This is a genomic window from Candidatus Parakkermansia intestinigallinarum (assembly GCF_944389695.1).
GTDB lineage: Bacteria > Verrucomicrobiota > Verrucomicrobiia > Verrucomicrobiales > Akkermansiaceae > Akkermansia > Akkermansia intestinigallinarum.
Window position 1 is genome coordinate 39831 of record NZ_CALXNG010000009.1, and the last position, 21328, is coordinate 61158.

The following is a 21328-nucleotide window of genomic DNA, read 5'->3' on the forward strand; positions in this document are numbered from 1 at the left end:
CTCATCATGTCATCGCAACCTGACAGCAATACCGCTGAAAACCCGGCAGCAGCGCCGCTCGACGCTCGCCTGCGCCGCGCCCGCATCGCCTGCGGACTCGGCACTTGGATGGCCGGTCTGGGGCGAGCCTGCGTCGCGGCGCTGCTGCTGGCCGTCGTTTTTGCCTTGGTCGATCTGGGTTTTGTTCTGGAGAGCGGGAGCCGCCGCCTGCTGCTCGGCATTTGGCTGGGCTTTATCGCTCTCTGGGTGTCGGCGGAAGTCCTCTGGGCGCTCCGCTCCGCTCGGCGGGTTCCGCGAGAATACGACCTCATCAACCGCGACCCGCGCCGCACCATCGCATGCGCTCTGAGCATCGGCGAGCCCGACTCTCCGCTCGGGCAGTGGCTGCGCGAGCAGAGCCGTCGCGAAGCCTTCGACGCGCTGCGCCGAGCCGAGCACTCCGGCCACCCTCTGCTGAGGCGCCTCGCTTGGGCTTTGGGTTACCTGCTTGTCACCGGCGGTATCCTCGGCATCCTGTCGGCAGCGGCTCCGCGAGCCGTCGAAACGCTCGGGCTGCGGCTCTTCTGTCCTTCGCTCGACATCCCGCCCTATTCGCCCTACGAGTTTGAGCTGACGCCCGCCGAGCCTTCCGTGCTCTACGGCGATGATATCACGCTCTCCGCCGCGATTTCGGGCGGCGAGCCGCCCTCCGATGTCTCCCTGCTGCTCGAGACGCCCGGCCTGCCCCTTCAGAAGCTGCCCGCCTTCCGCGACAGCGAGGGGCGCTGGAGCTTCGTGCTGGAGAAAGTCACCGGCCCTTGCCGCATCGCCTTTGCCCTGAGCGACGGCAGCGCCCGCAGCCGCTTCGTCGACGTCACCGTCATCCGCAACCCGCGCATCACCGCGGCGAGCGCCACCGTGCGCCCGCCCGCCTACACCGGCCTGCCCGAGCGTCGCGCGACGCTCGGCGGCAGTGAAATCATGGCGCCCGACGGCTCCGTCATCGACTTTGAACTCACCGGCAGCATGGCCATCGCCGCAGGCTATGCGGAGTTCGTGCCCGCCGGCGGCGGCGAACCTCAGCGCGCGGAAGGCCGGGCCGAGGGGCGGACGATGCGCGTCAGCCTTCCCGTGAGGCGTCCCGGCGTCGTCACCCTGCAAATCAGCGATGCGGCCGGCCGCGAAGCGCCCATGCCGATGAAAACCCGCATCGGCATCGTGCCCGATATGGCCCCCGAGGTTCGCATTGCCGCGCCGGAGGACGGCTCATACGTCGTCGCGGGCTCCCCGTTGACCATCGAAGTGGAGGCCGCCGATGATTACGCCCTCACGCGCCTCAATCTCTACAAAGCCCTGCGCCCCTACCGCCAGCACGGCGTCTCCATCTTGGATCAGGAGCAGAAGACCCGCCTCTACACCTGCACGATCGACACCGCTGCACTCGACCTGCGAGAGGGCGAAGTCATCGAACTGCGAGCCGAAGCGAGCGACGCCAACCCCTACCGCTACAACATCATCTCGTCGGGCACCACCACCCTGAGCGTCATCACGCCGGAGCAGTATCGCGAAATCCTCATGCTCGAAACGAGCTATGAGGAGTTCATGGAGCGCTACCGCGTTCTCGCCGAGGCTCGGGACCGCAGCCTGCGCGCCATCGAGAACGCTCGCAACGCACCGCCCTTCGAGCGCTCCCGCCACCTGATGAGCATCATCACCGGCAGCAACGAAGCCAAGCAGATAGCCGCGGCACTCGCCGGCGACTTCCCCGTCTTCGACATGGACGGCAAACTCTCGGAGGTAGCCCGCAAGCTCGTCGAGGTCTTTGCCCGGAATGCGGCCGACGCGGCTCGGCTTACAGTCGCCACCCCCGAAGAGGAATACCTCGCAGCCCTGCGCACGATGCACGAGCGCCTCGAAGAGCTGCAGCAGGACCTCGATGCCGAGATGGCGCAGGCGGAGCTCGTGGCGCTGGGCGCCGAGGCACAGGATGCCGTCGCCGTCTTCAGAGAGCTGACGAACCGCCAGCTGGAGCAAGTGGATCTGCTGCGCCGCTTCATGGACGAATACGGCGCCAAAAACATCAAACAGCCCGAACGCCTTGAAGGCTTGGCCGACGACCAGAGCGTTTTGCAGCGCGACTACAGCGACTGGCTCGACTCGCTCAGCGGCCTCATCGAACGCCTCAGCGCACACGAAGAGCTCGGCGAAATGGCCCGGATGCTGCAAGCCTTGCAGGAGGCTTGCCTCGGCGCCGAGATAGACACCCTGATGGCGTACGCCGCGCGCTACGCGGCGAACCGCGAGCCTGCTGAAGCGCACCGCGCGGCGGCGACGGCGCTCGAGCGCATGCAGAAGATCGCCCGCAAGGAAGCCTCCGAGCAGACGGCTGCCGACGCCGCCGAGAAATGCTGCGGGCAAATGAGCAGTCAGGCCGCCGAGACGCTGCGCCAGATGATCAACGCCATGCAGCAGCGCCGGCAACAACGACAGCAGGCTCAGCAACAGTGCTCCCAGCCATCCGGGCAGCAGCAGAATCAGCAGAAGGGGCAGCAACAGCAGCAGGGAGCCGGCAGCGGATCCTCGAAAATGGCGACGGCACCGTCGCGCTTCCGCCCGACAAACAACAAGAAATCCAAAATCGGAACCCGCCGCAGCAACAAAATGCACGGGCGGGGCCAAGGCAAACCTCGGAAGGGCGACGGCTCCGGCGACGGCCGGGGCAGGGGCGACGGCGATGCCCGGCCCTCAGCCCTTGCCGAGCCCGGCAGGCGCCGCGACAGCGGCCGCGATGCGAACATCGAGCAAGTGCCGCCCGCCTACCGAGACGCCGTCAAAGCCTACTTCTCGAACTAAGCCCTTCGTCCGCCTCCCCATCGAGCCGCCTCAAGCACCCCCACACCCGCCTATCGCCCATGATCCCCTCCCCGCAACGCCTCATCGCCTGTTTCTCGCTCGCCCTGCTCGGCCTGTCGCCTCTCGCCTCAGCCAAAGAAGGCGAGGTGCAGTGCGGCAACCTGATTTACGCCGGGACAAAGACCTCTCGCTGCTTCTCCGATGCCTTTCTGAGTGCCGTCCAGCAGCGCACCAGCATCAACACCTCGCGCAGCTTCCGCTCCCTGAGGCTCGACAGCGACGAGCTCTTCCGCTTCCCCTTCGTCGTCCTCACGGGCGAGGGCAACTTCAGCTTCACCCCCCGCGAGCGCGAAAACCTCAAACGCTACGTCGAGAGCGGCGGCTTCCTGCTCGCCTCGGCCGGTTGCTCGGATGAAGACTGGGACAAAGCCTTCCGCCGCGAGATGGCGAGCCTCTTCGGCAGCGGCTCCCTCAAGCCCATCCCCATGACGCATCCCATCTTCTCAACCGTCTACACCATCAAATCGCTGCAGGCCGGGAAGAAACCCACGCGCGGCTACCTCGAGGGCATTAGTCTCAACGGCAAGCTGGTGCTCGTCTACTCGGGCGACGGGCTCAACGACAGCGCCAACTCGCGCAACTGCTGCTGCTGCGGCGGCAGCGAACTGGGCAACGCCCTGCAAATCAACGCCAACATCCTCGCCTACGCCCTCTTGCGTTGATGCCGCAGCGTAAGGGCGCAGGCGAAGTGTCGGTGCAACGACGATGCAGCGAGCCTTATCGGCCGCTGCCCGTCTTGAGGTCATCAAGATACCAGCGGTAGAGGCGGGGAACGCCTTCGTCGATCTCGACCGAATGCGTCCACCCCAGCGCGTGAAGCTTCGAAACATCGGTGAGCTTGCGCATCGTACCGTCAGGCTTCGAAGCGTCAAAGGCCAGCTCGCCGCCGAAGCCCGTCGCCTGTATCACAAGCTCGGCGAGTTCTCGAATGGAGAGCTCCTTGCCCGACCCGATGTTGATGTGGCAGTTGCGAACCTCGGGACGCGAACCGCGCAGGTCGGCGAAATCAACCGCATTCATGATGTGCACGCAGGCGTCGGCCATATCCTCACTCCACAAAAACTCGCGCAGCGGGCGTCCGCTGCCCCAGAGCTCGAGGCGCTCGGCGCGAATGCCGAAGCCGGCCAGCGCCGCCGTTATCTCCTCGAGCGGGGACTCTGCCGTGCAGCCCGGAATCGGCCGGCGCTCGAGGTCGAGGCGCAGCGTCGCCTCATCGCCCTCGGCGAGGCAGCGGGCGAGGTGCGCCTTGCGGATCATGGCCGGCAGCACGTGGCTGTTGACCAGATCAAAATTATCGTACGGGCCGTAGAGATTCGTCGGCATCACGGCGATGTAATTCGTGCCGTATTGCAGATTGAAACTCTCGCAGAGGCGCAGCCCGGCAATTTTTGCCAGAGCATATGGCTCATTGGTGTACTCGAGCGGACCCGTGAGCAATGCGTCCTCCTTCATTGGCTGGGGCGCCTCGCGCGGGTAAATGCAGGTGCTGCCCAAAAAGAGCAGCTTCTTAACACCGTGGCGAAAAGCCTCGCCGATAACATTTTGCTGAATCTGAAGATTGTTGTAGATGAAATCAGCGCGATAGCGGTTGTTCGCCATAATGCCGCCGACGTGAGCAGCCGCGAGCACCACATACTCCGGCTGCTCGGCATCAAAAAACTCGCGCACCGCCACCCCGTCCGTCAGATCGAGCTGTGCATGACTGCGCCCGATGACGTTGGAGTAGCCGCGCGACTTGAGGTTGCGCGTAATCGCCGAGCCCACAAGGCCGCGATGGCCCGCCACATAAATGCGTGCAGACAAATCCATCATAGCCGTCGTCAGGCTCGTTGTTTGCGAACAAACTCCATATCGTGCTCCACCATGATGCGCACGAGGTCGTCAAAGGTCGTCTTGCGGGGATTCCAGCCGAGCTTGGTGCGGGCCTTGGTCGGGTCGCCGAGCAACTGCTCCACCTCGGCCGGGCGGAAATACTTCGGATCCACTTCCACGAGAACACGTCCCGTCGCCGTGTCGATGCCCTTTTCATCAACACCGCTGCCCTCCCAGCGCAGTTCGATACCCGCCACACTGAAGGCCTTGGTGCAGAACTCGCGCACCGTGTGCATCTCGCCCGTCGCAATCACGAAATCCTCCGGCTCATCCTGCTGGAGAATGAGCCACATGCACTCGATGTAATCCTTCGCGTAACCCCAGTCGCGGCGAGCGTCGAGATTGCCCATGTAGAGCTTGTCCTGCATCCCCTGAACAATGCGGGCCGCCGCCAGAGTAATCTTGCGCGTCACGAAATTCTCACCGCGTCGCTCACTCTCATGGTTGAAGAGAATACCGTTGACGGCGAACATCCCGTACGACTCGCGGTAATTCTTCGTGATCCAGAAACCGTACTGCTTTGCCACACCGTAGGGCGAGCGCGGGTAAAACGGCGTCGTCTCCTTCTGCGGCACCTCCTGCACGAGACCGAAAAGCTCGGAAGTCGAAGCCTGATAAATGCGGCAGCTCTTCTCCATCCCGAGAATACGCACCGCCTCCAGAATGCGAAGCGTACCCACGGCATCCGTCTCCGCCGTGTACTCGGGCACATCGAAACTGACCTTTACATGGCTCTGCGCGGCGAGATTGTAGATCTCCGTCGGCTTCACCTGTTGGAGAATGCGGATGAGCGAGGAGGAGTCCGTCATATCGCCGTAATGCAGATTGACGAGGCGAGACATCTTCATGTCTCGAACCCACTCATCGAGATAAAGGTGCTCGATGCGCCCCGTGTTGAACGAAGAAGAGCGGCGCAGAATACCGTGCACCTCGTACCCCTTGTCGATGAGAAACTCCGCCAAGAAAGAGCCGTCCTGACCCGTTATACCGGTAATGAGAGCAATCTTTTTCATGTGAAAATCAGCCGATCGGGCTGTATCCTACCACGTCGGGAGGCTCATGTCAACGCAAGAGCAAGCCGAAAGCCCATTGCGGCGCCGCCGCGCTTTCCGCCGTCCCGCGCTTTTCGCCGCCGCGCCTTCCGCTGCGTGCACCGAACGCCCGGCCTCAGCGCAGAGCCTCGGCCGCCGCCGCCAGCTTCTTCGCAGAAGCCCGCCCCTTGACCGCGAGACTCGGCGCAAAAATCGAAAGGCGGAACTCCTCAACTATGCGGGCAAAAGCCAGCCATCGCCAATGCTGCCCGTGCTGCAACGCCTGTTCAAAAAAGAAAGCCGGCACAGCCGCCTCGAGCGCCTCGATGCGCTCCAGCTCGCGCAGCGCCGGTTGCTCCGCAATGCGCCTCAAGCGCTCCCCGAAACCGCGCAGATAGCGCGGCAGATCCGCAAGGTAATCCGGCGCATCGCCGCTCAGGAAAAACGGGCGCGTCAGCCAGCCCCAGTGCCGCTGCAACTCCTCCGCAATGCGAGAAGCATAGCGGTCTCGCCCCGCCGTCAGACAGAACTCCCGGCACCTGCGGTCAAGCTCGGCCAGCTGATCCCAAATTCGGCTCAGCGGCCCCGCAATGCCGTCGTAGACAGCCTCGCGCATCCTCAGACAAGCCTCATCAAAAGACTCCGGAGAGCGGGGCAGCGGCCGCAGCGAAGCATCCATCGCCGCATAAATCGTATCAAACGCATTGTTCTTCGGCTGCGCGCCGACCGTGCTCAGCGCCAGCTTCGCCGCCATACCGCTGACGGGCATCTTCTTGCGGATGCTGTTGATGAAATCCCCGTGGCGAATCAGCGCCAGACGCCGCACCCCGAAGCGGTGCACGTACTCCGCCTCCTCCGCACTCGGGCAGATGTGCAGGCGCACCCGCTCCCCCTCCTCGCGCAGCGCCGGGTAGCCCACACCGCTGCCGACCTCCACACTCGGCGGCAACACCCCGCAGTCCCACCTCGTCATCGGTGTCGACGAAAACTGCCGCGACGCCTTCTTGCGGAAGCGAGCCTTGCGGTACTCCTCCAGCTTCTCGCGCAGCGCCGGCACCGAGCGCCCGAACGCCAGCTCATGCCCCGCATCGTCGCAGACCGACAGCTTCGTGACGTACTCCGGCAGCAACTTGTCCGCATCAAACTGCTGCGCGTTGCAGAAACAGCCGCTGCGCTCCGACACAAACTCCGCCAGCGCACGCATCAGCGGTCGGTCGGGCTCCCGGCCGAACCAATCCTCGGCAAAATCCTCCGCCGCCTCGCCCAGCGGCACCAGAAAGCGCCGCAAATCCTTCGGCAGCGTGCGCATCAGCATCTCCGCACGCGCCGCCAGATGCGCCGGCACCCCCCATTCCGGCAGCCAGTCCGGGAAATCATCGAGTTGGTCGACGTGCAGCACCAGCGTCACACCGTCATCCGGCTCGCCGGGCTCGTGCACGTAGCGCAGCTCGTAGCTCTCGCCGCCCACCTGCAACACATCCGGGTAGAGATCCGCCGGAGCCTCATCCTCGCCGGGGTAAACACAGTCCTCTCGCGGCACAAAAAGAATATCCGCCTGCTGCCGCTCCGCCTGCTGCCGCCAGCTCGTCAGCGCCCGCTCCGAATGAATCTCTGCCGGGATGCGCTCCTCAAAAAAGCGGTAGACACCCTCCTCGCACCAGATCAAATCGCGGCGGCGCAGCTTCGCCTCGATGCAGCGCACCTCCTCGCGCATCTCCTCCAAATGGCGGAGAAACGGGGCAGGGTGCTTGAGCTCGCGAGCCAGAATCCCGTCGCGAATCATAATATCTCGCGCCCCCGCCGGATTGCATCGCGCGTAACTGATGCGGCGGCCGTCCACAATCGTCAACCCGCCGCAGGTCACGCGCTCCTTGGCGAAAACCTGCCCGCTCTCCCGATCCCAAGCCGCATCGTACGCGTGGCGGGCACAAAGCTGCGGCGCCACCTGCTCAATCCACGCCGGATCCAGCAGCGCAACGCGGCGCATCCAGAGCCGCGACGTCTCCACCAGCTCCGTCCCCATCACCCAATCCGGGCGCTTCTTGCGGCGAAACAGCCCCGAGCCCGGGAAAATCGCAAAATCGCGCCCGCCCGCCCCGCGGTAAACCTTGTCCTCCGGGCGCCAGACACCAAACTGCAGCGGAGCGCCCGCCAGCAGCGAGCGGTGAATGCGCTCCGGCGTCGCCTGCTCCTCCGCCGGGGGCAACTCCGGAATACTCCACCTGAGCAACTCCCGCAGCGAAGACGCCAGATCCTGCACCAAATTATGCCACTCGACAACCCGCAGAAAATTCAAAAAATGCGCCGCGCACCATCGGCGCAGCCGATTGCGGCGCAAACTCCCCCCCTCGCGAAACTCCAAAGTCGCACGCCAGAGCGAAAGCAGCGACAAAAAATCACTCTCCTCATTCCGCCACACCGCATGCGCGCGATCCGCCTGCTCCGCCGCCTCCGCCGGCCGCTCGCGCGGATCCATGATACTCAGCCCCGCGACAATCACCAGCATCTCCGGCAGCGCCTGCTCGTGCCGCGCCTCAAGCAGCATGCGCCCCTGCCGCGGATCGAGAGGCAGCCGAGCCAGATGGCGCCCCGTCGGCGTCAACTCTCGCTTGCGATCAATCGCCCCGATCTCCCGCAGCGTCTTGTAGCCCTCGCTGATAAGGCGCTGGCTCGGCGGATCCGGCAGAGGAAACTCACCCGGCGGCGGCAATTTCAGATCCGCCATGCGCAGAATCACCCCCGCGAGCGCACTCCGGCGAATCTCCGGATCCGTAAACGCATCGCGGCTCTCAAAATCCGCCTCCGAATACAGCCGGATGCAGACACCCTCCGTGATGCGCCCGCAGCGTCCCGCCCGCTGGCGGGCACTCGCCTGCGAAATCGGCTCCACCTGCAAGCGCTGAATCTGGCGCCCCGGCAAATAGCGCGAAATGCGAGCCAGCCCGCTGTCAATCACATAAATAATACCCGGAATCGTCAGTGACGTCTCCGCCACATTCGTCGCCAGCACAAGGCGCCGCCGTCCCTTCTGCGGATTGAAAATGCGCTGCTGTTCCCCGAGCCCCAGACGCGCGAAGAGCGGCAGCACATCCGTCCGCGGCAGCTCCAGCGCCGAAAGCGCATCGGCGCAATCCCGAATCTCGCGCTCCCCCGGCAAAAACACCAGCACATCCCCCCGCTCATCATACTCCGAAAGCCACGTCACCGCACGCACCACATGCTCCGGCAGCTCCTCATCCTCCGACAGCGGCGGCATGTAGTGGTAATCGACACCGAAAGTGCGCCCCTCCACATTGATAACCGGAGCCCCGTCGAAAAACTCCGAAAACGCCGCCGCATCCATCGTCGCCGAAGAAATAATGAGCTTGATATCGCCGCGCCGCTCCAGCAGCAACTTCATGTAGCCGAGCAGAAAATCAATATTCAGACTGCGCTCGTGCGCTTCGTCAATAATAATCGTGTGATAGCGGCGCAAATCCCGATCCGCCTGCGTCTCCGCCAGCAGAATACCGTCCGTCATCATCTTGAGACGCGTCTGCGGCCCCGTCCGGTCATCGAAACGCACCTGATAGCCCACGTAATCACCGACCTCGCAGCCCACCTCATCCGCAATGCGGCGAGCCACCGCCACCGCCGCCAGTCGGCGCGGCTGCGTGCAGCCCAGCATCCCCGGGCGCTTCCCCGCCACCTCCAGCGCAATCTTGGGCAGCTGTGTCGTCTTGCCGCTGCCCGTCTCACCCACAACAATCACCACGCGGTGGCGGCGCAGAGCCTCCGCAATCTCCTCGCGGCGACGCGCAATCGGCAGATCGGGATAGCGAAACTCCGGCAAACTCTCCGGCGCCGGCGGAATCGGCGGCGGAAGCTCCGCCTCACCGCGGCTCCCGCCCCCTCGGCGGCGGCGCTCGCGGCCCCGCGAACCCCGTACCTCACCGCCGGGCCGAGCACCCTCGCGCCGAGCCTGCCCGTTATCGCGCCGGGTAGACCCGCCCTCGCGCCGAGCAGACCCGCCCTCGCGCCGAGCAGACCCGCCCTCGCGCCGAGCAGACCCGCCCGCATCATCAGCCGAGCCAAACCCGGCTCTGGGCGGCAGCGCACTCATTTGCCCCAGCGTCGGGTAAGACCCGCGTAGGAGTCAATACGGCGGTCGCGGAAGAAAGGCCAAATGCGGCGGTGACTCTCCAGCGCCTCCAAATCCAGATCAGCGTAGAGAATGCAGCGCTCCGCCACCGGAGCCTTCGCCACCACCTGACCGCAGTAATCCGCCACAAAAGACTGCCCCCAGAAAGTCGTCTCCCCCTCCTGCCCGCAGCGATTAACCGCGCACACATAACAACCGTTGGCAACCGCATGCCCGCGCTGCACCGTCTCCCATGCACAGTGCTGCGCCTCATACAGCGGCTCCTCCCCCGGAATCCAGCCGATCGCCGTGGGGTAAAAAAGAATCTCGGCACCCTCCATCGCCGTCAGACGCGCCGCCTCGGGGTACCACTGGTCCCAGCATATCAGCACACCGATGCGGCCGAAACGCGTCTCGAAACACCGATAACCCAAATCGCCCGGCGTAAAATAAAACTTCTCCTCAAACCCCGGATCCTGCGGAATGTGCATCTTGCGATACATCCCCAGAAAACGCCCGTCCGCATCAATCACCCAAGCCGTATTGTGATACAGCCCCGTCGCACGCTTCTCGAAACCCGCCGCCACAATCACCACCCCCAACTCCGCCGCCAGCGCACAGAGCTCATCCGTCCACGGGCCCGGAATCGGATCCGCCGCATCGAACAAATCGCAATCCTGCGTGCGGCAGAAATAAAGCGTCGTACACATCTCCTGCGTGCAAATAATACGAGCACCGCCGGCGGCGGCCTCGCGAATCGCCGCCGTCTGCAGCCGCTTGTTCTCAGCAGGATCAGCCACGGCAGGCTGTTGAATGAGGGCAATCTTCGGCATGCGCGCACTATATCACGCCGGCGAGCCCGACGCAAGCGCGATTTCGCCCGCACCCCCCGCACCCCCTTTCGCCCCCGGCTCGCCATCCGTTCTTGACGCCGCCGCTCGCGCATGCTAGAGTACCCGCAGCTCCTCCGCCGAGCCCTCCCCCTCCGCAGACGCCTCCGCCCCCTCCGCTACCGCTACCGCCACCCCCCCCTCGCCATCGGCCATGACCGCGACCCTCGCCCGAATCCTCTGCTGCGCCTGCGGAGCTGCCGGCCTTGCCCTCAGCGACGAAAACCGAGAAAGCTGCGCCCCCGAGCCCGACCCCGACCCCATACCCGCCTTCCGGCCCATCTGCGACGACCTCACCCTCCCCTCCGACTCCGCAGACGTCAGCGCCCCGCTGCGCCTCTCCTGCGCCATCCTCATGACCGGAGACACCCTCACCGAAGACCTCTCCCTGCAACTCAACCGCATGATGCGCGAGCGCAACGGCCTCGACGTACGCGCCGTCACCCGCCGCGCCTCCCTCATCAGCCGCCCCGGCCGCTTCAACTTCGCCGAGCGCCTCGCCGCAGAACTCGAGGACCAACCCGCCGACATCATCATCGTCATGCTCGGCCTCAACGAAGCCCAGCCCCTGCGCAGCAACGGCGAAGACCTCCCCGTCGGCACCCCCGCCTGGGAGCAGGCCTACGCCGCCCGTGTCCAAGCCCTCCTCGACACCGCCCGCGCGCGCGGCTGCGACCTCATCTGGGTCGGCATCCCCATCGTGCGCGGCGCTCGCGAACAAAAACTGCAACCCATCCGCGCCCTCACCCAACAACTCGTGCGCCGCAGCGGCTTCGTCTACATCGACACCACCGCCCTGCTGTCCGACGGCAGCGGCACCTACATCGACAGCATGAAACTGCCCGACGGCGGCCGCCTGCGCCTGCGTATGCAAGACGGCGCCCACATGACCCGCGCCGGCAACCGCCTCCTCGTCGAGCGCCTCCTGCCCGTCCTCGAGCAGCGCCTGCGCCTGCTCCTCATGCGGCACCCCGAGCGCCTCGTCCTCCCCGAGCAGGCGGATCGCCTCAAACCCTTCCGCTTCCGCATCCGCACCTTCTGACCCGCCGCTCCGCCGCCGCCCGGCCTCACCATGACCAAAACCCTCCTTACCCTCGGCCTCCTCCTTGCCCTGCTGCCCGCCCGCGCCGCATCCCCCCGCGAAGACCTCGCCCGCGCCGCCCTCCTGCTGCAAGCCGGGCGCGAGCAAGAAGCCCTTCCCGCCCTCTTTCGCGCCGCCGCCGCAGACGACCCCTACGCCCAGAACATCCTCGCCCTCATCCTCTATCGCGGACAAAGCGTCGCCCGCAACTGCGAACTCGCCGCCGAATGGTGGGAAAAAGCCGCCCGGCAAAACCTGCCGCAGGCCCAATACAACCTCGGCCTCTGCTACGCCCTCGGCTGCGGCGTCCCCCCCAGCCCCGAACAAGCCGTCCACTGGTGGAAACGCGCCGCCGAGCAAGGCATGCCCGACGCCGCCTACAACCTCGCCCTCTGCTACCGCCACGGCTACGGCGTAGAACGCAACGCTCAACTCGAAAAAACCTACCTCCAACTCGCCGGAGCACAACAGCCGGACACCCGAGCCCAAAACTCGACCCCCAAAAACTGAACCGGCCCTCACGCGCACCCCTCCTCACGCGCCACCCCCTCCGCAAAAGCAAAAAAACGGAAAGGCGGTTGCAGACAGCTTTCATTGAGGAACGAACCGAGGGAAACTCAGAATCGAGAGGGATGGACCCGTAAGCGCTGTCGCAACCTGAGAACCTTTCCTGTGTCTATGTATAGCAGAACAATGCCCCCGAGTCAACATCTTTTTTCACTTTTTTATCGAAAAAACACTCCGCCATGCCGCACAAAAAAGTCCTCCCCGCAGAATAGTTATGCTCGACAAAAGCCCCGCATTGTGATTTATTAGACGCACTGCGTGCCCCGCGGCACCGCAACCCCTTTTACTCAGCCATGAAGTCATACACCATTTTCCAGAAGTCAGACGACACAACCGTCAACGAATTCCTCGACTGGATGCGCAACCAAGAGCGCGGCGTCTACCGTGCCGCCCTGCGCGAACTCGGCGCCCTCAAAAAACTCCGCCTGCAATTCATCCAGCAGAAACCCCTCGTCGACCAGTACGCCTGGATCCGCAAAATGCTCTCCTGGAAACCCGCTGAGACCATCGCCGACCACCTCCTGCAAGTCTGGCTGATCCGCAAACACGAACCGATGCTCATCGCCTTCCTCGACAAACTCGGCATCGCCCACAACGGCCACGGCGTCGTCGACGACCTGCCCGAGAAACTCGACGCCGACAAACTCAAAGAAGCCGTCGACCACCTCTTCGCCACCTACCCCGCCGGCGCCGTCTCCATCTACCTGCACATGTTCCAGAACCAGACCGAAGAAGGCTGGCCCGAACTCGCCGAACTGCTTGAGAAAGACGAACGCGTCACCCTCAAGTAAGCCCGGCCCCCGGCCGGCGCAGCCCGCAGCCCCGCCTGCCTGCGCCGGCCCGCCCCAACTCGTTGCTGCCCCCTTGACAGACGACGAACACTACATGACGCTGGCGATGCGCGAAGCCGAAAAAGCCCGCGCCGTCGGCGAAGTCCCCTGCGGCTGCGTCATCGTGCGCGACGGCACCGTCATCGCCCGCGGGTGGAACCAAGTCGAAACCCTCAAAGACGCCACGGCCCATGCCGAAATGCTCGCCCTGACCGCGGCCGAAGCCGCCGTCGGCGACTGGCGCCTTGAGGGTTGCACCGTCTACGTCACCAAAGAACCCTGCCCCATGTGCGCCGGAGCCCTCGTCCACTGCCGCCCCGATCGCGTCGTCTTCGGCATCCCCGACCCGAAAAGCGGAGCCTGCGGCGGCTGGATCAACCTCCTCGACGCCAACCCGCCCCTCAACCACCGCTGCGACATCACCGGCGGCGTCCTTGCCGACGCCTGCCTCGAACAATTCCGCAGCTTCTTTCGCGCCGCCCGCGCCCTCGCCAAACAGCGCAAACGCGACGCCCGCGCCGCTGCCGCAGAAGAAAACAGCCCCGCACAAGACAGCCCCGGCAGCCCCGCCCCCACCGACGCCCCATGACCCCCACCCTCGAACTCTACTGCCACGTCGAACGCGACTGGCTTGACACCGCGCAAATCGAAGCCTACACCCGCGCCCTCAACGCCCTGCTGCCCGAACTCCTGCAAAGCCCTCCCGGCCCCGACCACGTCCTCTCCGAACTCGACAGCGTCGAACTCAGCATCGTCGACGACCCCACCATCGCCCGCGTCCACGGCGACTACCTCAACGACCCCACCCCCACCGACGCCATCACCTTCCCCTACGGCGAAATCCTCGTCAGCAGCGACACCGCCGAGCGCTACGCCGCCGCCCACGGCCTCGACCGCCGCGAAGAACTCTTCCGCTACCTCGTCCACGGCCTCACCCACCTTCAAGGCTACCTCGACGCCGACCCCGCCGAGCGCGACGCCCTCTTTGCCGTCCAAGAACCCCTCGTCGCCCGTTACTGCCCGAAATAAAAAGCTTGCCAAAGCCCGCGGCAGCCGTTACAATCCACCCGCAACGCTCCGGTAGCTCAGTTGGATAGAGCACGAGCCTTCTAAGCTTGGGGTCCCGCGTTCGAGCCGCGGCCGGAGTGCTCCGCAGAACCCCGACACCCGAAAACAGCGCCCGCGCCCTCCCGCCACGGAGGGCGCGGGCTGCCTTTTGGCGCCGCCGCATCCCCCTTGCGCCCCTCGAATCGCGGCGAACAGTTAAAACAAACTTGACAGCCCCCGTCAAGAAGAGTAAAAAATCATCATCATGCGAGACCCCGCGCCGCCCTGCGCGCGCCGAAGCCCCGCAACACCGAGTCGGTCACCACCTGCAACAAAGCCTCCTCCCCGTCATCCATCCATGAAGCCTCACCTCCCCGTCCCCCTGCGCCGCGCCCTCCTCATCGCCCTCACCATCCTCCCCACCCTCGGCAGCGGCACCTTGGGTCTCATGACCGTCGGCACCCTGCTGAGCAGCCCCGCCGCCCTCGCTGCCGAAACCAACGCAGGCAACGTCGACACCACCGAACTCGTCACCCTCACCGAGGACACCGACTACCGCTTCAACCACAACCAGAGCGGCCACAGCCACCTCTACAACGGCGGGCTGGACATCGGCTCCACCCGCCTCAGCCTCTACACCACCTTCAACCATGCCTCCCACGTCATGGTCAACGGCCTGAGCGGCACAGACAGCGCCTCCATCTACCTCTACCGCGGCGTCGACGCCAACAACCAAGGCTACACCGACTCCTTCATGCTCCTCTACCTCAAAGGGCAGGGGAGCTACAGCGGCTCCATCATCGTCGGCAGCCAACCCGACGGCACCGTCCCCGCCTCCACCGGCCCCACCATGCTCCTTCTCGGCAGCAACAGCGTCGGGCAGAACGCCAAACTCGAACTCCGCAGCGGCTCAACGGATAACATCATCGCCCTCAGCGGAGACCTCAGCATCGGCAGCCTCACGGCAGAGAAAGGCCAAATCCACAGCATTGACGCCACCGACTTCACCGACGACGCCCTGAAAATAGTCAGCAGCGACGCCACCGGCAACATCGCCACCCTCGTCCTCGGCAACCTCAAAAACACCTCCACCCCCTACAAACTCACCCTCACTGCCGACAGCAGCCTCAAAAACACCGTCATCGACGTCACCCTGGCCGTCAGCAGCGGCACCACCCTCACCCTCTCCGGCGCCGTTGACCTCAACAACCCCATCGAAAACAGCGGCACCATCCTGCTGGCCGACGACTTCGACTTCAGCAACCTCACCTACGCCGGCACCGGCAACAACTACTACCTCACCACCGCCGGCTCCGTCGGCAGCGTCACCGGCCTCAAAGAAGGCTACAGCTACGACGCCGCCACCGGCCTGCTGAGCATCACCTCCGGCCTGAGCATCATCCGCGAAGGCCAGAGCCTCAGCATCGCTGAAATCGCCGAAGAACAAGGCGAAACCAACTTCGCCACCATGAGCGTCATCGTCGAAGGCGGCACCCTGAGCATCGGCACCGGCAAAGGCAGCCTCATCGCCGGCAGCACCGGCAACTACGCCAACCTCCAGCTCGGCAACGACCAAGTCAGCTTCCGCAGCGGCACCCTCCACCTGAGCGGCGGCGCCACCGTCAGCACCCCGCCCGTCCTTGAAGAAGGCGCAGAAATCGCCCTACTCGTCAGCGGCACCGGCAACACCTGGACCAAAGACGCCACCATCACCAGCACCAAAGGCGTCAGCAGCATCACCCTTGAAGAAGGCGCCGAACTCACCGTCGAAGACGTCCCCAAAGCCGACGGCACCGGCACCAACGAATTCTCACCCTTCTACGCCAGCGCCGGCACCGACATCTCCATCACCGTCGGCAAAAACGCCACCCTCAACTCCGGCAACCTCTGGGGCTGGGTCAAAGACGCCCCCGCGGCCACCCAACACCCCATCACCATTGAAGAAGGCGGCACCTGGCACATCACTGGGCTGAACGAAAACAAACTCTTCCTCAACCAGACCAGCATCCGCCTGCAAGGCGGCACCATCCGCATTGACGACGGCGCCTCCGTCAACTCCGAGCGCGCCAACAACAGCATCGAAACCCTCGCCGAAGCCACCCAAAGCTCCCTCATCACCGGCGGCAGCATCAACCTCAACAACCGCCCCCTCACCATCACCACCAACCGCTGGCAGGGCAACGACGGCAGCCAAACCGACCTCCTGATCGAAAGCACCATCACCGGCTCGCAAACCATCACCAAAGACGGTGACGGCACCCTGAGCCTCAGCGGCGCCAACACCTACACCGGCACCGTCAACATCAACGCCGGCACCCTCCTTGCCGCCTCCGAAAGCGCCTTAGGCACCGGCGCCGTCAACATCGCCTCCGGCGCCGTCCTCGGCATCGCAAGCAACCTCACCCTCACCGGAGCCGTCGACCTCAAAGACGGCGCCGGCCTCAGCTGGCTCGAAGAAAGCGTCCTCACCCTCAACGGCAACGTCACCATCGGCGGCAAACTCAGCCTCGACCTCAGCAACCTCACCACCGAAGGCACCGCCACCCTCATCACCTTCAACGGCCAATACAGCGGCCTTGACCTCGGCAACATCGACGTCACCTACGCCGACGGCTACACCGGCAGCTTCAGCCTCAACGGCAACAGCGTCCAGCTCACCCTCCAAAGCACCGGCCTCCTCTTCTGGCAGGGAGACGGCAGCGGCCTTGGCACCTGGACGGACGGCGACAGCAGCAACTTCGCCGACAGCTCCACCGGCACCCCCGGCAGCGCCACCTTCACCAACGGCAGCAACATCGCCTTCGTCCAAGGCAGCACCCCCGCCGTCACCCTTGAAGGCAACCTGAGCGTCGGCCAACTCATCCTCCAGAAAAACGCCCAAGTCAGCCTCAGCGTCGACTCCGGCAACACCGCCGGCCTCAAAGCCGGCAGCATCAGCCTTGCAGACGGCTCCACCCTCAGCAAAACAGGCGAAGGCCGCCTCAACCTCAGCAGCGAATTCCTCGCCATCCCCCTCAACCTGCTTGAAGGCACCCTCGGCATCAGCGACACCCTCAGCGGCAACATCGACATCAGCCAACTCAGCGCCGCCGCCGGCAGCACCCTTGCCCTCAACTGCACCGCCGCCTCCGGCAACACCCTCCTGCTCAACGACGCCCAATTCAACGGCGCCCTCAGCCTCGAGAGCGGCCGCCTCAGCACCGCGCATCGCGACGCGAGAGACTACAGCATCGCCTCCGGCGCCGAACTCACCCTGAGCAACTTCGACCCCACCGCCGCCTCCGCCATCAGCGGGCAGGGCACCCTCGCCCTCACCCTCGATCAATCAGACGGCAGCAACGCCCTCAGCTTCAGCAGCGACTGGAGCGGCAACGTACGCCTCAGCGGCACCACCGCCGGCATCACCCTGAGCGGAGACGGCAAAACCTTCGGCAGCGCCGCCTCCACCCTTGAAATCAACGGCCTGAGCGGCAGCATCGCCACCGACGCCCGCATCGACCAAGACCTCATCCTGAGCAACCCCGGCACAGACACCCCCGCCTGGCAAATCAGCAGCCCTGAGCAAGACAGCACCCTCACCCTCTCCGGCGCCCTCAGCGGCAGCGGCGAGCTCCGTGCAGACGCCTCCGGCACCGGCGCCCTCACCCTCAACCTCGCCGGAGACACCGGCAGCTACGTCGGCACCATCGTCGTCATCATCGGCAGCCGGCCCTCCGCCCTCAACCTCAGCGGCAGCGGAGACATCGCCGCCGCCATCAGCGCCCAAACGAGCGAAGGCACCACCGCCGCCGCCCCCCTGAGCGTCAGCATCAACGCCGAGAGCAACCGCAACCTGCTCGGCAGCCTCAGCGGCAACGCCACCCTTGAGAAACACGGCAGCGGCACCCTCACCATCGGCCGGGCCAACACCTACAGCGGCGGCACCCGCCTCAGCGCCGGCACCCTCTGCGTCACCAACGCCCAAGCCCTCGGCAGCGGAGACCTCATCGTCAGCAGCGGAGCGACCCTCAGCATCGACGGCACCCTAGCCATCGGCGGCGACCTCAGCATGGAGAGCGGCTCCACCCTCACCGTCAACCGCCGCAACGCCCTCACCATCGGCGGAGACACCACCCTTGCCGGCATCACCCTTGACGTCACCGACCTCGCCCTCCTCGACGGACGCAGCCTCACCCTCGCCACCGCCGCCGGAGACAGCAAAGAACAAAACCTCAGCGGCATCACCATCATCGGCGCTGAAGGCGCCACCCTCAGCTGGGAAGGCGACAACCTCGTCATCACCAGCGGCAGCGCCGGCGGCAGCCACCTCTACGCCGCCGCCGCCACCTCCCCGCACGCCGTCGTCGGCGGCATCATCGCCGACGCCGCCTACGACCAACTCCACCCGCAAGGCTCCGCGACCGACAGACCCTTGGCCGTCCTCCTTGACGCCCTCGACGCCGACCTCGGCAGCAACAACCGCAGCGCCCTCGACGCCAAACTCCGCACCCTCTCCGGCGCCACCGCCGCCGGCCTCGGCCTCGCCTACTCCGACGACATGCAGCGCCAACTGCGCTCCATCCGCAACCGCATGACGAGCATGGGCGTCAGCGACGCCTACGTCAACCCCGACATGCCCTACTTCAACGCCTGGGTCAACGCCGAAGGCAACCACCGCGAACTCGACAACGGCGGCAGCCGGCCCGGCTACACCCTCAGCAGCTGGGGCGGCACCGTCGGCTTTGACGCCGACCTCAACACCGCCCTCACCTGCGGCCTCGCCTTCACCGCCATGTACGGCGACTACAGCAGCGATGCCGACGGCGGCGCCGACGGCGAGCTCGACACCTGGTACCTCAGCGCCTTTGCCCGCTACAGCCCCGGCGCGTGGACGCACAGCTTCATCGTCTCCGTCGGCCTGGCAGACAGCAGCCTCAAGCGCAACAACGTCCTCAACGGCACCAACTACCGGACGGACGGCAGCGCCAACGGCCTCGGCCTCGGCCTCATGTATGAAGTCGGCTACACCATCCCGCTGGACGAAAACGCCGACAGCTGCCTGCAACCCGTCCTCAACATCAGCTACGCCTACACCGAGATCGACGGCTACACCGAGCACGGCAACGACCTCGCCCTGCGCTTCGGAGACCAGAAACTGCACCGCTTCACCCTCGGTGCCGGCCTGCGCGCGCAAACCCTCATCGGAGAAAACATCTACAACCGCAGCAGCCTGCTCGAAGGGCGCATCCTGGCCAAATTTGACCTCGGCGACCGCCGCAGCAGCATGAGCAGCAGCCTCGCCCTACTGCCCGGCTACGGCGGCACCGTCGCCTCGGAAGAACTCGGCGTCTGCGGTGTCGAAGCCGGCGTCGGCCTGAGCATCCCCCTGGGCCAGAGCGGCGGCAACCTCTTCCTCGACGGCTCCGTCGAACTGCGCTCCGACTACTGCGACTTCAACGGCACCGTCGGCTGGCGCATCAACTTCTGAGCCCGCCGCCACAGCCGCCCGCAAGAGACCAACACCCGCCACCCCGGTGCAGCCCCGCCTGCACCGGGGTGGCGCCTTGTAGCCCCCTCCCACCCGCCGCCTCCTCCCGCGGACGCCGCGCAGCGACTCTCCCGCACCCGCGCACCCGAGCACCCGAGCAGCCGCGCACCCGAGCACCCGAGCACCCGAGCACCCGAGCAGTCCGAAGCCCCGAAGCCCCGCCATCGAGCCTCATAACAGTGATAACAGCCCAAAAGAGCGAAAAACCCTCAAAAGAGGGGAAATAACATGAGTACCGCCTTGACGAAGGAAACAGGACGTGCTAGAATATCCACAAGCTTGTGGTGGTGTTTACTATCTCGGGTTTAAAGTTTATAACAAACAACTCTATTCATGAAAAAGACTTTGTTTATTCTCGCTGCTGCCCTCTGCGGCACAGCCTCCGCCGCCCTCCAGAAAGGCGACGTGTTTGCCGTGACCTTCACGGGTCAGGAAACTCCCTCATCCTACACCTTCGACGGTACCGTTTTGGGGCAATCCGGTAAGGTCAATGCCGTTAAGGTTGACGGTAGTAATAACATGACCACTTCCGGAAATCTGGTGACGATGGGGAACACTTCTGCCGGGATTAGCATTTCTTTCTCTAATGCAGCCGGATGCGGCACGGGCGGCGTGATTCAATCCTACAAGCCCTCTGTGACGGGTAGCGGAGGGCTGTCCGATGTCTTCGATACCACTATCATAACCGGCGAATTCGACGGGGATACGCTCGTGAACCCCAATGGCGCTTGCGTCAACGCCGCCGGCGGCTCAATGACCATGACGCTCACCGGGTTGAACGCCGGCGAGACTTACAACCTCTATGTGCTCGTCGGGCGCGGAAACAACCATCAGACCGGAAGCAGTGACTCTAGTGTCACCACCTACACCCTCGGCGGTGGCGTGACGGACGTGACCTCGACCCTCATTGGGGCATCGAACGCCTCTACCTTCGTCGACGGTGCCGTGTTGAACTCTTGCGAGTACAATGCAGGGGGTAACTCGAACCCGTCCTCGTGGTCTCTCGTGGAATACTCCTTCACGGCGACGTCTGACTCGGTGAACATTGCAACGGGCGGTACCAATGGCAACTTCAACGCCTTTGCCTTGCAGCAGGTCACTCCCGAGCCGACCACGGCCACGCTGAGCCTGCTGGCTCTTGCCGGCCTCTGCGCTCGCCGCCGCCGCAAGTAAACTTCCTTCAGACCCCAGGCCGAGGAGCGCTGCCTTGTGCAGGCTCCTCGCGCCGCCACACCGTCCCCCCCGATGCGGACTCGCCCGCATCGGGGGACATTTTTGCATGGGTCAATCCTCGAGCACAAGCCACGTACGGCTCCCTCTTTGAGCCGCGAATGTCCCGCTGAGCCCGCAGAAGCCCCCTCTTGCTTCGTTCAGACGGAGAGCAGGGAGCAAGCGCGGTCGGAGTGCTCTCCGCACCACCTGCCGCCGCAGAAGCCCCGCGCCTTCCTCATTCACCCCGCCGCCATCGTCG

At 64.9% G+C, this 21328-nt stretch carries 13 protein-coding genes and 1 tRNA gene; 10 read left to right on the top strand and 4 right to left on the bottom strand.

The genetic code is table 11. The features are described from left to right. The first annotated feature begins 6 nt into the window (after window positions 1-6). Together AC6UAL_RS04065 and AC6UAL_RS04070 are read left to right on the top strand one after the other, a co-directional pair. On the top strand, window positions 7-2832 hold the full coding sequence (locus AC6UAL_RS04065; RefSeq protein ID WP_500682091.1) for a hypothetical protein: 2826 nt from the start codon (window positions 7-9) through the stop codon (window positions 2830-2832). Between the two features lie 59 nt (window positions 2833-2891). Next, entirely contained in the window at window positions 2892-3554 is a 663-nt protein-coding gene (locus tag AC6UAL_RS04070) for a DUF4159 domain-containing protein (protein WP_500682092.1), read from the top strand. Window positions 3555-3609: 55 nt separating this feature from the next. On the opposite strand, the gene AC6UAL_RS04075 is transcribed toward AC6UAL_RS04070, so the two are convergent. From AC6UAL_RS04075 to AC6UAL_RS04090, 4 genes are all read right to left on the bottom strand, one after another. Beyond that, window positions 3610-4704: a GDP-L-fucose synthase family protein gene (locus tag AC6UAL_RS04075; RefSeq protein WP_500682093.1), complete on the bottom strand. Its 1095-nt coding sequence runs from the start codon at window positions 4702-4704 to the stop codon at window positions 3610-3612. A gap of 8 nt (window positions 4705-4712) precedes the next feature. Then, on the bottom strand, window positions 4713-5777 hold the full coding sequence (gmd, locus tag AC6UAL_RS04080; RefSeq protein WP_500682094.1) for a GDP-mannose 4,6-dehydratase: 1065 nt from the start codon (window positions 5775-5777) through the stop codon (window positions 4713-4715). 154 nt (window positions 5778-5931) lie between these two features. Then, entirely contained in the window at window positions 5932-9627 is a 3696-nt protein-coding gene (hrpA, locus tag AC6UAL_RS04085) for an ATP-dependent RNA helicase HrpA (RefSeq protein ID WP_500682095.1), read from the bottom strand. Between the two features lie 266 nt (window positions 9628-9893). After that, complete coding sequence (locus AC6UAL_RS04090) at window positions 9894-10748, bottom strand: carbon-nitrogen hydrolase (protein WP_500682096.1); 855 nt, start codon at window positions 10746-10748, stop codon at window positions 9894-9896. Between the two features lie 211 nt (window positions 10749-10959). Here AC6UAL_RS04090 and AC6UAL_RS04095 point away from each other — a divergent pair, with 211 nt between their 5' ends. The 8 genes from AC6UAL_RS04095 (at window position 10960) to AC6UAL_RS04130 (ending at window position 21030) form a co-directional block, all read left to right on the top strand. Beyond that, window positions 10960-11847, top strand: a complete 888-nt coding sequence (locus AC6UAL_RS04095; protein WP_500682097.1) for an SGNH/GDSL hydrolase family protein — start codon at window positions 10960-10962, stop codon at window positions 11845-11847. Window positions 11848-11877: 30 nt separating this feature from the next. After that, the gene (locus AC6UAL_RS04100) at window positions 11878-12396 is read left to right on the top strand and encodes a tetratricopeptide repeat protein (protein WP_500682098.1); all 519 of its coding nucleotides are present in this window, start codon (window positions 11878-11880) and stop codon (window positions 12394-12396) included. A gap of 350 nt (window positions 12397-12746) precedes the next feature. Beyond that, window positions 12747-13244: a hypothetical protein gene (locus tag AC6UAL_RS04105; protein WP_500682099.1), complete on the top strand. Its 498-nt coding sequence runs from the start codon at window positions 12747-12749 to the stop codon at window positions 13242-13244. A gap of 73 nt (window positions 13245-13317) precedes the next feature. Beyond that, the gene (gene tadA, locus AC6UAL_RS04110) at window positions 13318-13872 is read left to right on the top strand and encodes a tRNA adenosine(34) deaminase TadA (protein ID WP_500682100.1); all 555 of its coding nucleotides are present in this window, start codon (window positions 13318-13320) and stop codon (window positions 13870-13872) included. After that, a complete protein-coding gene (ybeY, locus tag AC6UAL_RS04115) occupies window positions 13869-14312 on the top strand; it encodes an rRNA maturation RNase YbeY (RefSeq protein ID WP_500682101.1) in 444 nt (147 codons plus the stop codon). Before tadA ends, ybeY begins: the two co-directional genes overlap by 4 nt. Window positions 14313-14357: 45 nt before the next feature. Beyond that, window positions 14358-14431: transfer RNA gene (locus tag AC6UAL_RS04120), tRNA-Arg, on the top strand. A 257-nt stretch (window positions 14432-14688) separates the two neighbouring features. Beyond that, complete coding sequence (locus AC6UAL_RS04125) at window positions 14689-19797, top strand: autotransporter domain-containing protein (protein WP_500682102.1); 5109 nt, start codon at window positions 14689-14691, stop codon at window positions 19795-19797. Between the two features lie 393 nt (window positions 19798-20190). Further along, window positions 20191-21030 (top strand): hypothetical protein, encoded by an 840-nt coding sequence (locus tag AC6UAL_RS04130; protein ID WP_500682103.1) that lies wholly within the window; start codon window positions 20191-20193, stop codon window positions 21028-21030. Window positions 21031-21328 lie beyond the last annotated feature (298 nt).

Coding starts and splice junctions, on each gene's coding strand:
- AC6UAL_RS04070 (WP_500682092.1), top strand. CDS start 2,892: ATGATCCCCTCCCCGCAACGCCTCATCGCCTGTTTCTCGCTCGCCCTG.
- AC6UAL_RS04100 (WP_500682098.1), top strand. CDS start 11,878: ATGACCAAAACCCTCCTTACCCTCGGCCTCCTCCTTGCCCTGCTGCCC.
- AC6UAL_RS04130 (WP_500682103.1), top strand. CDS start 20,191: ATGAAAAAGACTTTGTTTATTCTCGCTGCTGCCCTCTGCGGCACAGCC.
- AC6UAL_RS04065 (WP_500682091.1), top strand. CDS start 7: ATGTCATCGCAACCTGACAGCAATACCGCTGAAAACCCGGCAGCAGCG.
- AC6UAL_RS04105 (WP_500682099.1), top strand. CDS start 12,747: ATGAAGTCATACACCATTTTCCAGAAGTCAGACGACACAACCGTCAAC.
- AC6UAL_RS04090 (WP_500682096.1), bottom strand. CDS start 10,748: ATGCCGAAGATTGCCCTCATTCAACAGCCTGCCGTGGCTGATCCTGCT.
- AC6UAL_RS04075 (WP_500682093.1), bottom strand. CDS start 4,704: ATGATGGATTTGTCTGCACGCATTTATGTGGCGGGCCATCGCGGCCTT.
- ybeY (WP_500682101.1), top strand. CDS start 13,869: ATGACCCCCACCCTCGAACTCTACTGCCACGTCGAACGCGACTGGCTT.
- gmd (WP_500682094.1), bottom strand. CDS start 5,777: ATGAAAAAGATTGCTCTCATTACCGGTATAACGGGTCAGGACGGCTCT.
- AC6UAL_RS04095 (WP_500682097.1), top strand. CDS start 10,960: ATGACCGCGACCCTCGCCCGAATCCTCTGCTGCGCCTGCGGAGCTGCC.
- AC6UAL_RS04125 (WP_500682102.1), top strand. CDS start 14,689: ATGAAGCCTCACCTCCCCGTCCCCCTGCGCCGCGCCCTCCTCATCGCC.